The 14,320-nt window shown below is 37.9% G+C and carries 12 protein-coding genes; 5 read left to right on the top strand and 7 right to left on the bottom strand.

What is annotated here, in order from left to right:
- Window positions 1–15: 15 nt before the first annotated feature.
- From AC6I5C_RS02705 to AC6I5C_RS02690, 4 genes are all read right to left on the bottom strand, one after another.
- Window positions 16–624 (bottom strand): DUF4254 domain-containing protein, encoded by a 609-nt coding sequence (locus AC6I5C_RS02705; protein WP_497903829.1) that lies wholly within the window; start codon window positions 622–624, stop codon window positions 16–18.
- 177 nt (window positions 625–801) lie between these two features.
- Window positions 802–1,980 (bottom strand): PepSY-associated TM helix domain-containing protein, encoded by a 1,179-nt coding sequence (locus tag AC6I5C_RS02700; RefSeq protein WP_497903828.1) that lies wholly within the window; start codon window positions 1,978–1,980, stop codon window positions 802–804.
- 61 nt (window positions 1,981–2,041) lie between these two features.
- Window positions 2,042–3,268, bottom strand: a complete 1,227-nt coding sequence (locus AC6I5C_RS02695) for a DUF4374 domain-containing protein (protein ID WP_497903827.1) — start codon at window positions 3,266–3,268, stop codon at window positions 2,042–2,044.
- Between the two features lie 30 nt (window positions 3,269–3,298).
- Window positions 3,299–5,683: a TonB-dependent receptor gene (locus AC6I5C_RS02690; protein ID WP_497903826.1), complete on the bottom strand. Its 2,385-nt coding sequence runs from the start codon at window positions 5,681–5,683 to the stop codon at window positions 3,299–3,301.
- Between the two features lie 204 nt (window positions 5,684–5,887).
- Here AC6I5C_RS02690 and upp point away from each other — a divergent pair, with 204 nt between their 5' ends.
- Window positions 5,888–6,547, top strand: a complete 660-nt coding sequence (gene upp / locus AC6I5C_RS02685) for a uracil phosphoribosyltransferase (RefSeq protein ID WP_497903825.1) — start codon at window positions 5,888–5,890, stop codon at window positions 6,545–6,547.
- Here upp and AC6I5C_RS02680 read toward each other — a convergent pair.
- A complete protein-coding gene (locus tag AC6I5C_RS02680) occupies window positions 6,536–7,462 on the bottom strand; it encodes a DUF6427 family protein (RefSeq protein WP_497903824.1) in 927 nt (308 codons plus the stop codon). The genes upp and AC6I5C_RS02680 overlap by 12 nt on opposite strands.
- Before the next feature lie 157 nt (window positions 7,463–7,619).
- Here AC6I5C_RS02680 and AC6I5C_RS02675 point away from each other — a divergent pair, with 157 nt between their 5' ends.
- Window positions 7,620–7,847, top strand: a complete 228-nt coding sequence (locus AC6I5C_RS02675) for a DUF6341 family protein (RefSeq protein WP_053976499.1) — start codon at window positions 7,620–7,622, stop codon at window positions 7,845–7,847.
- Here AC6I5C_RS02675 and purD read toward each other — a convergent pair.
- A complete protein-coding gene (gene purD, locus AC6I5C_RS02670) occupies window positions 7,842–9,113 on the bottom strand; it encodes a phosphoribosylamine--glycine ligase (RefSeq protein WP_497903823.1) in 1,272 nt (423 codons plus the stop codon). The genes AC6I5C_RS02675 and purD overlap by 6 nt on opposite strands.
- Before the next feature lie 83 nt (window positions 9,114–9,196).
- Here purD and AC6I5C_RS02665 point away from each other — a divergent pair, with 83 nt between their 5' ends.
- From AC6I5C_RS02665 to AC6I5C_RS02655, 3 genes are read left to right on the top strand one after another with little or no spacing between them, the layout of a single operon-like run.
- Window positions 9,197–10,516, top strand: a complete 1,320-nt coding sequence (locus AC6I5C_RS02665; RefSeq protein WP_497903822.1) for a phenylacetate--CoA ligase family protein — start codon at window positions 9,197–9,199, stop codon at window positions 10,514–10,516.
- A complete protein-coding gene (gene wecB, locus AC6I5C_RS02660; RefSeq protein ID WP_497903821.1) occupies window positions 10,513–11,607 on the top strand; it encodes a non-hydrolyzing UDP-N-acetylglucosamine 2-epimerase in 1,095 nt (364 codons plus the stop codon). The genes AC6I5C_RS02665 and wecB overlap by 4 nt, the downstream gene beginning before the upstream one ends.
- On the top strand, window positions 11,604–12,770 hold the full coding sequence (locus tag AC6I5C_RS02655; protein ID WP_497903820.1) for a glycosyltransferase family 4 protein: 1,167 nt from the start codon (window positions 11,604–11,606) through the stop codon (window positions 12,768–12,770). Before wecB ends, AC6I5C_RS02655 begins: the two co-directional genes overlap by 4 nt.
- On the opposite strand, the gene AC6I5C_RS02650 is transcribed toward AC6I5C_RS02655, so the two are convergent.
- The gene (locus AC6I5C_RS02650) at window positions 12,767–14,125 is read right to left on the bottom strand and encodes an undecaprenyl-phosphate glucose phosphotransferase (RefSeq protein WP_497903819.1); all 1,359 of its coding nucleotides are present in this window, start codon (window positions 14,123–14,125) and stop codon (window positions 12,767–12,769) included. The two genes, AC6I5C_RS02655 and AC6I5C_RS02650, sit on opposite strands and share 4 nt — an antisense overlap.
- Window positions 14,126–14,320: the final 195 nt, after the last annotated feature.

Genomic DNA, 14,320 nt, shown 5'->3' with positions numbered 1-14,320 from the left:
AAATGTAATGAACTGCTATTTTTGCGAACGCAACACAGGATTCAGTTCATCATCATTGTACATCTTCATTTGCTTGTATACTTTCATGTACTTATCGCCATTGGATATATCTTCCAATAAAGTATCAATGGCCGTAGAAAGGTCTACACGTTGCTCCAACAAAATGTCCAATTTCTTTTGGCAAGCCTCTCTATGCGCTTCTGTAGCATCTGTTCTGGTGGCCTCCTCGTTCATATGGTAAATCTTAAGAGCCAAAATAGACAGACGGTCAACTCCCCAAGCTGGGCTTTCGGTATTGATAGTCGCATCTGCTTTAGGTGTTACATCCTTGTATTGCTCTAAAAAATAGCTATCGATGTATTCTACCATATCCGTTCTGTCCTGATTGGAAGCATCAATTTGACGCTTCAAGGTCAAAGCTGCCACCGGATCAATTTGTGGATCACGGATAATATCCTCATAGTGCCACTGAACCGTATCAATCCAACATTTTCTGTATAGCAAATGTTCAATCAAGTTCGTTTCCTGAGCGTAAGGATTGCTAAAAGGTTGATCAACTGTATTTATAACGTGATATTTTTCAATTACTTCTTGAAAAATTTTATTGGCTTTGCTTGTAAACATGATCTTAAATTTAGGGCACAAAGTTACGCAATTTTAAGAGAACTCGATTCCAAACATGCTGCAGAAATTCCTACATAAGAGCATTGCATTGTTTTCAACCAACCTTTGTTCAATTAGTAAACACGCTTAAACAAAAACAAAAGGCTCTTGCAAATAATCAAGAGCCTTTTGTTTGTACTATATTTTTTTGGGTGCCTTCTTCTTTTTATGCCACCAAACCAAAAATCCGGTTACTGGTAAACTGGCACAAATTAAACTGATGAGGAATGCAAATACTTTTCCCGCCAAACCAAAAACAGAACCAATATGGATGTCGTAATTCATCATGGATAACTGATCTGCAAAAGACGCTTCAGAAAATTTACTTCCCTCCCGCCCTAGAGGCTCTAAACTGTACCTGTCGTAAAAATATTCGTTATGGTCGTACCAAGATCCCGCCTTATGATATACCGTAATTTCTATAGGATCGTCTTCATCTTCCAAAATTGGCGTCATGTACATCCCCTTTACCTGCTTGTCAATTTCAAGGGTTTTATACCAGGCCTTATCCAAAGGTGACAAGCTATCATTCCAAACCAAGGATTTATTTTCTAAATTGGAATGTGGATGGTGATGCCCCATCTCTTTTATTTCACCTCCTGAAGCAACAAAATACACAACTTGGTCAAACCATTGAAAGCTCCAAACCAATCCCGTAATCCCTAAAACCAATGCAAACAACAATGTATAAAAACCTAAAACATTATGTAAATCGTAATTAAGTCGTTTAAATTTGGCTTTCCATTTTATCTTAAAACTTTTATCCCGATTGCTTTTCTTCCAGTTTTTGGGCCACCACATCACCAATCCGGTTATAAGCAACAACAAAAATACCAAAGTAGACACCCCAACGATAGGACGCCCAATTTCGTATGGTAACCAAAGTGCTCTATGACCATCTATAATAAAGTGAAAGAAGTCAAATTCGTCACTGCCCAGCGGTTGCTGTTTCTTTAAAAACTCACCGGTATAAGGGTTCATAAAAACAACCGAGAATGCATGCTTGCCATCTACCTCTGATTCATAACCCACGGCCGCTGCACCATTTGCATCGGCATAAGTTAAACCTGTTGGTTTACCATTTGGCATATACACCTTAGCGGTATCCAACAACTGACTTGGGGGCACATAAGGCTTATTCTGAATTTCCACAAAACGCCAAGGCTCCATGCTGTCTTTAATTTCCTGCTGAAAGGCATAAAAACATCCAGTAACACTCACAATAAACACCACAATACCGGAAATTAATCCCAGCCACAAATGAAGCCAGTTATTTAACTGCCTTAATTTACTCGGGTTTTTACGCTTTTTACTCATTAGCCTCTAAAAAAGGAACCGGCTTTGCACAATAGGTACGAAAGCCGGTATATTTTATAAATTAAAATTTGAAGAATCCTGCTACGAAATTAGCCTGAATCTGAGCACCTTTGGTAGATGTAAAGTTGGTTGTATCCATTCTGTACACATGGATGCTACCATCTTCAGGAATGCATAAATACACATAACCATTGTTATACAGTGCTGCCAAACGACGACCGTCACCATTATGTACTGGTACACCGTCTATATAATTTACTGTGAAGTTATTTAAATCCACAACAGCCGAACGTAACGGACTATCAGACCAAGTCCCCTGCTCGCTTCTAGCTGCTGTATTTACTTCTACAAAAGCCTTTCCGTTTCCAATATATTTTAAATGGGAAATATTATGACCATCGGCAGCTGCTTCAACATCGAAGAAATACTCCTGATCGAATTCAGTTTCTCCTGCATTAATTTTTAAAATTCCAGCAGGTTTGGTTGATTGACTATATCCGTTTGCAGGATTGGAGTGAGAAATAGCATAAATATTTCCAGCTTCGTCCACTTCTAGACCAGACTTAATGTTAAATCCACCAATTGGTCCAACACGGTCATCTGTAATTACTTTAATGAATTCCAATTCTGGGTAAGAATATATCGCAACTTGTGCTTGATCAGTATATTCTGTTGCCCAAGTTGTTGGATTGCTCATATAGTAGCTTAAAAATACATGGTTGCCCACGACGCGTAACCCTGAATATGCAGGAACAGCATCTGTTGCAGAATGTAAATCGCTGGATGGCAATTCTACAGTCCCGGTAATACTTACGGTATTTGCATCAAACAAACGGAAGGTAACCACACCTCCAACTGTAGAAGGTAGAGACACAGAAATTAACGTCTCATCGTCAGCCTTCACCAAATCCAAAATACTTTCATTTAAAGATACATTCCCTTCTGTTGAAAGGGTTTGATCGGCATTTTGAGTGATGGCAGACACATCGGTATTATCCAATCCTCCAATACTATAAATGGTATTGTCTACTTTAGTAAAATCGTAATATCCTGGCTGCTCTATACCTTGACCTGAAGCCGAAAGCGTTCCTTCCATAACATCTTCAAAAGGCACAGTATAATAGGTAAAACCACCTTCACTTCCCTGTATGGCTAATGATAAGGCGAATGGTTTTTCGGTTACCGAACTACCAGAATCGTTACTATCATCGTCCGAGCTACAAGACATCATAGACACCGCTGCCATAAGTCCTAAACTCCATGCTGAAATTTTTCTTGATATTTTCATAGTATAAAGTATTTAATTATTGTTCTGTGTTTATAAAGCGTATCTGAATTTTAAATAGAAAGCCCGCCCCGGTTTTTGTAATTTATATTGGTCAAACAGCATCTGATCTGTTAGGTTTTTACATTCTAAAGTGAAATTGTATTTGCCATCTTTGAGGCTATAGCTAACGGCCAAGTCATGTGAAGACTGCTCAGGAATAATTTTCTTGGAATCCTCCGATCCATATTCCGCCCAACTTAAAAAGTATTCGTTGATGTAGTTGAAAAAATAATTGACACTTAAATGCGATTGCTTTACTACAACATCCTTAAAATCAACACCAGAATTTACATTACCAAACAAATAAGGCGTGTTAGGAATTCGGAAGCCTTTCTGGAAATTAGTTTGCTGGCCAGCATAATCGTTATAGACAAAATCCGCCTGATCCGTGATATCCTGATAGGTAATATTTCCTCCCAATCGCAACCAATCTTTAAATTTATAATTAAGCGTTCCGGCATAACCAAGGGTTCTCACCTCCGCTAAATTTGCATAACTGGTTTGCGGATTCGCTACTGTAACTCTCTGATAAATTAAATCGGAAGCATTTCTATAAATAAAACTACCTTCCAACTGTACATTGTGGTTTTCTGCAGGCTCAAAATCCCATTTCGCATTAAAATTAAAATTGTCACTTTGCTCAGGCCCCAACTCTGGATTGGCCGTTACAAACAGGTTGTCCCCAAATATTTCTTCTGGAGCAGGCATTCTGTAAGTGTGCTCATAAGATGCTTTTAACTGAAGGTTTTCCAATAGGAAATAAGTGGTTGCCAAACCATATCCAAAAGCATTTTTCGAATTTTTATAAGAATCTATTCTTACGTTAGGAGTACCAAAATCATATTGTTTACTGGTTTCAACATTTAAAAAATAGCCTTTTCCAAACAGGGTAGCATTCCATTTTTTGTTTGGACTAAAAGTATAAGAAACCCCCAGGTTATTTTTATAATAAGACTTTGGAAACTGATTTTCTGGTTTATCGGGATTTAAAACATCATCTATTTCACGATGGAAATACTGAAGCGCATGGTTAAAAGCTACCGTATGAGATTCGCTTATTTGATACCCAAGATTTAACTGGGTATTGAATTCGTTATCGGTTAAAGTCTCATCGTTTCTATCTCCCTGCTCACCTTCTGTGCTCCCAGTATTAATAGGAGTGCCCAACCAATTGTAACGCACGCCCGTTAAGGTGTCTAAATTATGTATTCGAGTAGCATTATAGGCTGCATAAAAGCTAGCATCCAAATGCTCCGTAAATAAACCGGACTTTCTATATTTTAAAGTAGAAATTACCGACTCACTATTTTGCTCTATACCTCCGTATACGGTTTCCATGGTTGCGCCAGTTTGCACATCGTTCTCATCTTTGGCTGCTGTAATCCCAATTAACAACTGGTCGGCATAGCTTTTATCTACCACTCCAACTTCTACTTTAGCCGTTCCCGATTTATAAGTATCATGAAAACGCTTCACCCAGCGTGTATCTTCTATATTACCATTGACGTCGGTTATATCTGCTAAAACCTCATAATCATTATCGGAATAATTAAAGTTGAAATTTCCACGTACTGTAAATCCGGTTTCACTATTGGTATAGGCTCCGTTTACGGCGGCACGATGGGTGTTAAACGAACCAAAAGTATAGGATGCATCTAAGAAATTACTGTTCTGTTTGGTGATTATGTTTACTGCACCACCCAAAGCATCTGTCCCCAAATACACCGGAACAACGCCATTATACACTTCTATTCTTTCAATGGAAGTCACAGGAATAGTATTTAAACCTAAGGACGAACCATAATTATCCATAGGAATCCCATCGATAAAAAATTTTATTTGATTTCCAGAAAAACCGAACAACGAAAATTGGGAATCCGATCCTAAACCACCTTCCTCGCGGATATTCACCCCTTCTACACGGCCCAAAATACTCTGAACATCAGTTGAAAGGTTATAATAGGTTTCCGCTGAAATTGCTTTAACGCTATAAGGCTCTTGTTTTACTTTTTGAACTTTAGATAAGCCCTTAACTGTAACCTCATCGATTTGTGTCACATCTTCCGTTAATACAATCGCTTTTTTCAACTCCTCACCAGGTTGCAACTCGACAATTATGCTCTGTGTTGTAAAACCAACATAACTAAACTGAACACTGTATGTCCCCGCAGGGATATTGGTTAACTTATAGAATCCGTCCACATCCGTATAAGTACCAATCCCGGTCTGCAACACAACCACACTCACACCTACAAGAGGCTCTCCATCATCAGCAGTCACCTGACCAGATAAGTTTGCTGTCTCGGAAATTTGAGCCCAAGTATTTGTTGACAACAACACAAAAACAATCGACATGAGATACAGCAGATGTTTCATATCAAAAATTCTTATTCTTATTTAGATTAATTTTAAATGAGGTGCAAATTAACGCAATTTTACACACTTAATTAACCAAAATCTGTTAAAAAAACCTCAAAGAAAACCGCGTCCCCTCCAAAAAACTGGAAGTAGCAATTTTGGCACAAAACCCTTATTTTTATACGACAGTATCGAATCAAGAAACACCTTAGAAAACACCCTATGCAAATCCACGATTTTTCAAAAGAGAATTCCATTTTGAACAGCTTTATTGCCGAAATGAGAAATGTAGACATCCAAAAAGATCCTATGCGCTTTAGACGCAATATTGAACGTACTGGAGAAATTTTGGGTTATGAATTGAGCAAAATCCTAAACTATGAACCAAAAACTATTACAACCCCATTAGGTAATTCCAAAAACAACCTTTTGAGTAACGACATTGTTTTATGTTCCGTCCTTCGCGCAGGAGTTCCTTTACACAATGGGCTTCTAAACTATTTTGATAAGGCCGAAAACGCCTTTATTTCAGCCTATAGACATCATAAAGCAAATCCTGAAAGCTTTGAAATTATTGTGGAATATTTAGCCTGTCCAGATCTGAACAACAAAACCTTAATTTTGGCCGACCCAATGTTGGCCACAGGACAATCCATGGTAGCCACTTATGAAGCCCTAAAACCTTTCGGCACTCCAAAAGAAGTGCACCTGGTAAGTGTTATTGGCGCCAAAGAAGGAGTCCACTATGTCTCAAGACATTTTTCTGAAAACACACATTTATGGATCGCTGCCATTGATGATCAATTAAACAGTCACGGGTATATAGTCCCAGGATTAGGCGATGCCGGGGATTTGGCTTTTGGACAGAAATTACAGAATTAAACCTACTACTGGGGTCAATATTAAGACCCAGATAAACACTTCCTTAAACCATTTTTCGGTTACTACATCCATATAGTTGGAAAGGATAATGGACAGTGGTGCAAATAAGAAAATAAACTCAGCTCCTGTTTTCTTTGGTGCGATTACCAAAATTGTCAACGCAATAATGGTGGCAATAAAAACCAACACATAAGCCGACTTGTAACTTTTAGCCTTTGTGGCAATATTTTTAAGGTAATACACCGAGCCCCACACAAAGCAGGACAACATCATGGTAGCTGCCACAATAATGTGCTTTGAATTCAAACTTGAAAAATCAAAGCTTATGGACATGTCCATATCTGCGATGTAAGAGAGCAAATCGGTGTTAAAAAGCACCAATACACTTGCCGTAATCATAGCTACCGTAATAACAGCAACCAAGGGTATGATCCAATCCCTTAGGTCTGCTATGGAGTACAAAAACAAGGCAGCAAAAATCAAAATGTAAAAAAGAGAGGACCAGAAATACAGCAGTGTGGCCAGACTAATCCAAAAAGCCCCATCAAATAGTTTCTTTTTCACATCCTTTTTGGAACGCAAACTTATAATCCGTCTCATAGCCAAGAGGATAAACAAATTCGCCAAAAGGATTTTTGAATTCAAAAAAGTTTCGGGCAACATCATGAAGAACAGCGTAAAAAAAAGGATTTTAAAACTGTTCTTTTTGGTCAGATCGTTTTTACCCGACAAAAAATCGAATATAAAAATAGAGAACAGGCACACCCCGAAAATAAGGACTTGTTTAAGCACATCCCATACCCCAAAAGGCTCATGAACCATGAACAGTTTTGTCATCACAAAGGCAATACACAGGGCCGTACTTACCACCACAAAATGTATGGGTTTTGCTTTGCTAAAAAAACTGGATACCATCAATAATGTTCGTGTTTCCTTTTCGGTTAATGAGTATTAGATTGACCTTTCCAACATTCTTTTCGGATTTTTTAAAATTAAAATGAAAAAAATGTAATTTTGTCCCGTAAATATATTGATAATCTTTTAAGCTCTCTCGAGTTTTAAACTATACCACATGAAAGACTTTTTTTACGCAATTCAGGATTTATTCGTTAATGTGCTTTTCAAGCCATTAGATGCCTTAAGAGCTCTAGAATTGGATAACTGGTTCGCAGCCAACACAATGTCCTGGATTTTTATCCTTATTGGTTTTGTTGCTTTTGGTTACTGGATGAAACAATTGAAATCCTTTAACGACAACAACGAAGAAGATAAGAGCATCAGCTCTCACTCCTTCCTATAGGTCAAAACCAATATCTTTACGATAGTTCATCTTATCAAAATGTAGTTTATCTATATTTTGATAAGATTTTTTTAGTGCCTCACTGTACGTATTTCCATAGCTGGTAATAGCCATCACACGCCCTCCTGTAGTCACTACTTTTCCTTCTTTATAGTCAGCACCTGCATGAAATGGAATAGAATCTACTACTTGGTCTAAACCAGTAATTTCCTTTCCTTTTTCATATCCTTCCGGATAACCACCAGACACCAACATTACAGTAGTAGCTGCACGTTCATCAATCTCGATGGTAATTTCATTCAAGGTTTGGTTAGCAATGGCATTGAAAATTTCAACCACATCATTTTTTAGCCTTGGCAACACCACTTCGGTTTCAGGATCTCCCATTCGTACATTGTACTCAATCACCTTAGGATCATCCCCAACCTTTATCAAACCGATAAAGATAAATCCTTTATAAGGCAAGTTATCTTTTTGAAGACCTTCTACTGTAGGCTTAACAATTCGTTCTTCTATCTTGGTTAGGAATTCTTCGGTAGCAAACGGCACTGGCGACACGGCTCCCATACCTCCGGTATTAAGTCCGGTATCCCCTTCTCCAATACGCTTATAATCTTTTGCAGTTGGAAGAATTTTGTAATTCTTTCCATCGGTCAAAACAAAACAGCTCAATTCTATACCATCCAAAAATTCTTCAATCACCACCTTAGCACTGGCATTTCCAAATTTGGCATCTACCAACATACTTTTCAATTCGGCTTTGGCTTCTTCAAGGTCATTTAAAATTAACACACCTTTTCCGGCTGCCAATCCATCAGCTTTCAACACATAAGGAGCTTGTAAAGATTCCAAAAACTTGAAACCTTCCTCAACAGTACTAGCATCAAAACTTTGGTAAGCCGCCGTTGGAATATTGTGACGCATCATAAATTCTTTGGCGAATTCCTTACTTCCTTCCAATTCTGCTGCCGCTTTTTCAGGACCAATTACAGGCACATTTTTAAGCTGTTCATCGTTCAAAAAGAAATCATGGACACCTTGTACCAAAGGGTCTTCCGGACCAACAACTACCATTTCGATTCCTTTAGAAACCACCAATTCCTTAATGGCCGAAAAATCGGTTACACCAATGTTTACGTTTTCTGCAATATCGGCAGTTCCAGAGTTACCTGGCGCTACATAAAGTTTTGTACATAAAGGGCTTTGGGCTGTTTTCCAGGCAAAGGTATGTTCTCTCCCGCCTGAACCGAGAATTAAAATAGTCATGATCTTTGTTGTTTGCCGCAAAAATAATTGCTTTTGCGCTTAAAAAATAATTATTTTACAAAAACATCTAAGGCGCCTTTCGTTTGAATTTATTTGATCTTTCCCTGCAACTTAACGGATTTCCCATTCAAAGGGCTCGCATGGTCCTAAGGGAAATTCAACAGTACAGCGAACCTGAATTTCAAGCCTATTTGGACCATAGAAAACAGGCCGTTTTTGAATATCATGTAAAGCACAATCCATTTTATCGCTCATTTGCCAAAAGAGCTTCTGGCAATTATTGGAACACAGTGCCAATCATGACTAAAAGAGATCTGCAACAACCTTTGGAAAAACGTTTGACAAAAGGATTTTCCACAAAAGACGTTTATGTGAACAAGACCTCTGGATCTTCGGGGGATCCCTTCATTTTTGCCAAGGACAAATTCTGTCATGCCCTAACTTGGGCGGTAATCCAAAATAGGTTTGGATGGCATGGATTGGATCTCAACTCATCGAAACAGGCTAGGTTTTATGGTATTCCATTGGACAAAAAAAATTACTACAAAGAACGATTTAAGGATTATCTTGGAAATCGCTACCGTTTTTCGGTTTTCGATATGAGCGACCAAGCTTTGGAAGAATGTCTAAGTAAATTTGAGCAAAGTAAATTTGAATACATTAATGGCTACACCAGCCCCATTGTTCAATTTGCCAAGTTCCTTCAAAGGAAAAATATTATTTTAAAATCAGTTTGTCCAACATTAAAAGCTTGTGTAGTCACTTCAGAGATGCTATTTGATTCAGACAAGACCTTGTTGGAAACGCAATTTGGTGTTCCAGGGGTAAACGAATATGGCGCTTCGGAATTGGATTTAATTGCCTTTCAAAATCCAAAAGGAGAATGGCAGGTGAATAGCGAAACCCTTTTTGTAGAAATTCTTGACGAGAACAACCAAAATGTTCCTTTAGGAGAAGAAGGACGTGTCGTCATCACCTCTCTTTACAACAAGGCACATCCCTTTATCAGATACGATATTGGCGACATTGGCACGCTTTCTCCCAAATCCACCATTCAAAAACCAATTTTAAAACAGTTGACAGGAAGAACCAATGATTTTGCCATTTTGCCTAGTGGTAAAGTCGCTGCTGGTTTGACTTTTTATTATATCACCAAAAGTATTATCGAGGACGATGGCAACGTTAAGGAATTTGTCATAGAGCAGATAACTCATAATACGTTCAAAATATTTTATGTGAGTAGCAACCCATTGTCTACAGAAAAAACAGAAACTATCACAACGCAAATGGAAAATTACCTAGAAAAGGGACTTCATATAGAATTTGAAAGAAAGGAACGCTTGGTACGTTCCAAAAGCGGCAAACTCAAACAATTTACATCACAAGTAAAGCAACATTCATGACTATTACCATAGTGGCGGGAGCCCGCCCTAATTTTATGAAAATAGCCCCTATTATTGAGGCTATTCAAAAGAGTAACCAATCAGGAAAAAACATCCATTACCGTTTGGTACATACTGGACAACACTACGACAAAAATTTGAGCGACACTTTTTTTGAATCGCTCAACATACCTTTCCCCGACAGTAATTTGGAAGTAAAAAGTGGCACCCAAGCAGAGCAAACCGCCGCCATCATGATTGGTTTTGAAAAGGAACTTAAAAAACATCCATGTGACTTAGTCTTGGTTGTAGGAGACGTTACCTCAACCATGGCCTGTACCATTGTGGCCAAAAAAGCACATATTAAAGTGGCCCATGTAGAGGCAGGCATTCGTTCTGGAGACATGACCATGCCAGAAGAAATCAATCGTATTGTCACGGATAGTTTGACCGATTACTTTTTTACTACTTCAAACCACGCCAATAACAACCTAAAGCAATTAGGAGTTCCAGAGGACAAGATTTTTTTTGTGGGGAATGTGATGATTGATACGCTTCTAAAAAATGAAGCTCGATTTAAAAAACCAGAGTTATGGGACCAATTACATCTTGAAGCTAAAAAGTATTTGGTTTTAACCCTTCACAGACCGAGCAATGTCGACGAACAGGCACAACTAAGAGAAATGCTATCTCTTATTACAAATTTGGGAAAAGATTACCCTATCATTTTTCCAGTACACCCACGAACAAAACAGGTTTTGGAAGCCATGCACATAAACGCTCCCAACCTTCACTTTGTGGAACCCTTGGGATATTTGGAATTTAATTTTTTGGTGAAACACGCCTTGTCTATTTTAACCGATTCAGGGGGCATTACTGAAGAAACAACCGTAATGAATGTGCCTTGTATAACCTTGCGAGAAAATACCGAACGCCCCGAAACCTGTGAACTTGGCACCAATGTTTTAGCCGGAAAAGATCCTGAAAAAATTGAAACCGCCTTCCAAACTCTTCTTTCTGGTGAGTGGAAAGACACAAACATTCCAGAATTATGGGATGGCAAAACCGCTGAACGCATCATCGAGCACCTCATCAATATTTACCAGCTTTGAGCAAAGACATTTTAATTATCACTAACTACTTTCCTCCAGAAACTGGAGCTGCTTCCAACAGAATTTTTCATTTGGCAGAAGGACTTCAAAAAAAGGGATTTAGTATATCGGTACTCACGCCACTCCCAAACTACCCCAAAGGCAAAATATTTGAAGGCTATAAAGGGCATTTTAAGCACACTTCAAAAGAAAACGGAATAACAGTCCACAGACTGTGGATTTACGCCAGCAATTCCAAGAATAAACTGTTGCGCTTGTTTGCCATGCTTTCCTATAGCTTTAGTTTGATATGCTTTTTCATTTGGAACAAGATCCCCAAGAAGGTCATTGTACAATCCCCGCCGTTATTAGTAGCCTTCACTTGCATGCTTTTTCTTCGGAACAAAAAACGTCAATTGATTTTAAATGTTAGTGATTTGTGGCCTATTGCTGGCTTGGAACTTGGAGCATTTAAAAAGAATTGGAGCTACAGATTACTGGAATGGATAGAGCGATCTAATTATAGAAATGCCAATTTAGTATTGGGACAGAGCAATGAAATTTTAACACACGTTACCTCTATATATCCGAATAAAAAAACTTTTCTATATAGAAACTTCCCTGATTTTATCCCTCCTGAAATACCTATCAATTTACAAGAAAATTCAAAAATCAAGATGGTCTATGCGGGTTTATTGGGCATTGCCCAAGGCATTCATAAACTTTGTGCAAATTTGGATTACACCAATATTGAGTTACATATCTACGGGGCTGGTGCCGAACAGGAAGCTATTGTAGATTTTATCAAGAACCATCCGGAATTACCCATTACATTCCATGGGGAAATTGAGCGTAGCCTTTTGCATCGAGAACTATTGAAATACGATATCACCATTATTCCGCTTCTCAATAGAATTTATGGTTCAGTTCCTTCAAAAATCTTCGAATATGCACGATTAGGACTCCCCATGTTATATTTTGGTGGAGGTGAAGGAGAAGCTGTAATTAGCAAAAATAATTTGGGATGGATTGCGCCCTCAGGCAACTACGAAACATTGAACAATGTCCTTTCAACTCTAAAAAAGAACAACCTTACACTTGACTATAAAATCAGCATCCAACAACAAGCAATCAATGCCTTTGATTTTAGCACACAATTAAACCAATTAAGCAAGTTACTTTAATAAGCCTTTTCCTCTCCCTGTATAGCGTTTAAAAACGTTCTGAAAATGATTTTTAAGTCCAGGAAAATTGACCAGTTTTCAATATAGAAGATATCGTATTTAACACGTCCAATAATGTCCTTGTCAGTTTCCACCTCTCCCCTATAACCACTGATTTGGGCTAGTCCTGTAATCCCAGGCTTAACAAAATGACGCACCATGAATTTGTCAATTCTTTTCGCGTACATATTGGTATGGCTTACCATGTGTGGCCTTGGTCCAACTACCGACATGTCCCCAAACAACACATTAAAGAATTGCGGCAATTCATCAATACTCGTTTTACGGATGAACTTACCCACCTTAGTTACACGTTGATCACCTTTAGTCGCTTGATGCAAATGGGCGTCGGGATTTGGCATCATCGATCTGAACTTATAACAATCAAACTCACGATAATTGAAACCATTCCTTGATTGCTTAAAAAACACGGGGCCTTTAGACTCCAACTTTATTAAAATGGCTATCAATGGGGTTAGCCAAGAAAGGATAAAGACAATCACCAAACTTGAGAAGAGAATATCAAAGCCACGCTTTACAAACATGTTTATAGACTCTTCCAAAGGGATGCTCCTCAAGGATAAAATAGGGATGTAATCGTAATATTCGTATTTTAATTTTTTAGAGTAAATCTCTTTGTTGTCCGGTAAAAACTTAAGGATTTTAAGGTTGTTGTCAGCGAAATCAACCACTTCATTAATTTGACTATTGCTCAATTCTGAAATGGAACAATAAATTTCATCGATGCCTTCATCCAAAATATATTGGAAACTATCGTCCAATGTATTGGCACTTTTCTCTTTAAATGAAAAAGTTTTTTTGTGCTTATAACCATATTCTGGGTTCTGGTTAAAGAAATTCTCTAAAGCATGTGTTTTCTTATTGGCTCCGAAGATAACCGTATTTCGAAAATTCCCACCAAAGGAGGCCCGATACTTTTGAAGCAGATAATAAACAGTAAATTTAAATACCGATATTAACAAAAACACAATAAGCACATAAGATATAATTGCTTTTGGGTGCAAATTAAACTCGTAATTATACCCTGAAAAAGCAAACATGATCAAGGTAAACAACACCAATTGCTTAATGATCATTGACAAAATGGTCACTTCCCTCGTATAGCGATATACTTCATAAAAATTGGATGCAACAGAAAGGACAACCCAAGAGGATGAAATAACAATCACAAAAAAATAAGGGTCTATATGCTTAAAAAAGAAAAATATGGCCAATCCATTAATAATAATTAAGTCAATTACATATGATATCGGCCTGAGATAAGCTGAATACCTCCCTTGTTTAATGGTGTTCACACAGTAAATTTAGGTTATACGTTTTGCATATAGCTAGCAGTATTGCAAAAATATTATGCAATTTTACGAAAAAATAAGGGATAGTTAGACACTATCCCGAAAAATGTGTGCCTCATAAAAAACCAAGGGGTTGGCCTATTAAAGCTGCCTCCTTTTTTTAATTATAATTAAAACGGGTTTAATTTAGGGAAGACT

This window comes from Mangrovimonas sp. sgz306409, from assembly GCF_059735265.1.
This window is presented reverse-complemented; position numbering and strand designations above follow the sequence as displayed.

Bases quoted from the DNA above. Each gene is read 5' to 3' on its own strand.
- AC6I5C_RS02675 (WP_053976499.1), top strand. From the start codon at position 7,620: ATGAAAGACTTTTTTTACGCAATTCAGGATTTATTCGTTAATGTGCTT.
- AC6I5C_RS02680 (WP_497903824.1), bottom strand. From the start codon at position 7,462: ATGGTATCCAGTTTTTTTAGCAAAGCAAAACCCATACATTTTGTGGTG.
- AC6I5C_RS02690 (WP_497903826.1), bottom strand. From the start codon at position 5,683: ATGAAACATCTGCTGTATCTCATGTCGATTGTTTTTGTGTTGTTGTCA.
- AC6I5C_RS02695 (WP_497903827.1), bottom strand. From the start codon at position 3,268: ATGAAAATATCAAGAAAAATTTCAGCATGGAGTTTAGGACTTATGGCA.
- purD (WP_497903823.1), bottom strand. From the start codon at position 9,113: ATGACTATTTTAATTCTCGGTTCAGGCGGGAGAGAACATACCTTTGCC.
- AC6I5C_RS02700 (WP_497903828.1), bottom strand. From the start codon at position 1,980: ATGAGTAAAAAGCGTAAAAACCCGAGTAAATTAAGGCAGTTAAATAAC.
- upp (WP_497903825.1), top strand. From the start codon at position 5,888: ATGCAAATCCACGATTTTTCAAAAGAGAATTCCATTTTGAACAGCTTT.
- wecB (WP_497903821.1), top strand. From the start codon at position 10,513: ATGACTATTACCATAGTGGCGGGAGCCCGCCCTAATTTTATGAAAATA.
- AC6I5C_RS02705 (WP_497903829.1), bottom strand. From the start codon at position 624: ATGTTTACAAGCAAAGCCAATAAAATTTTTCAAGAAGTAATTGAAAAA.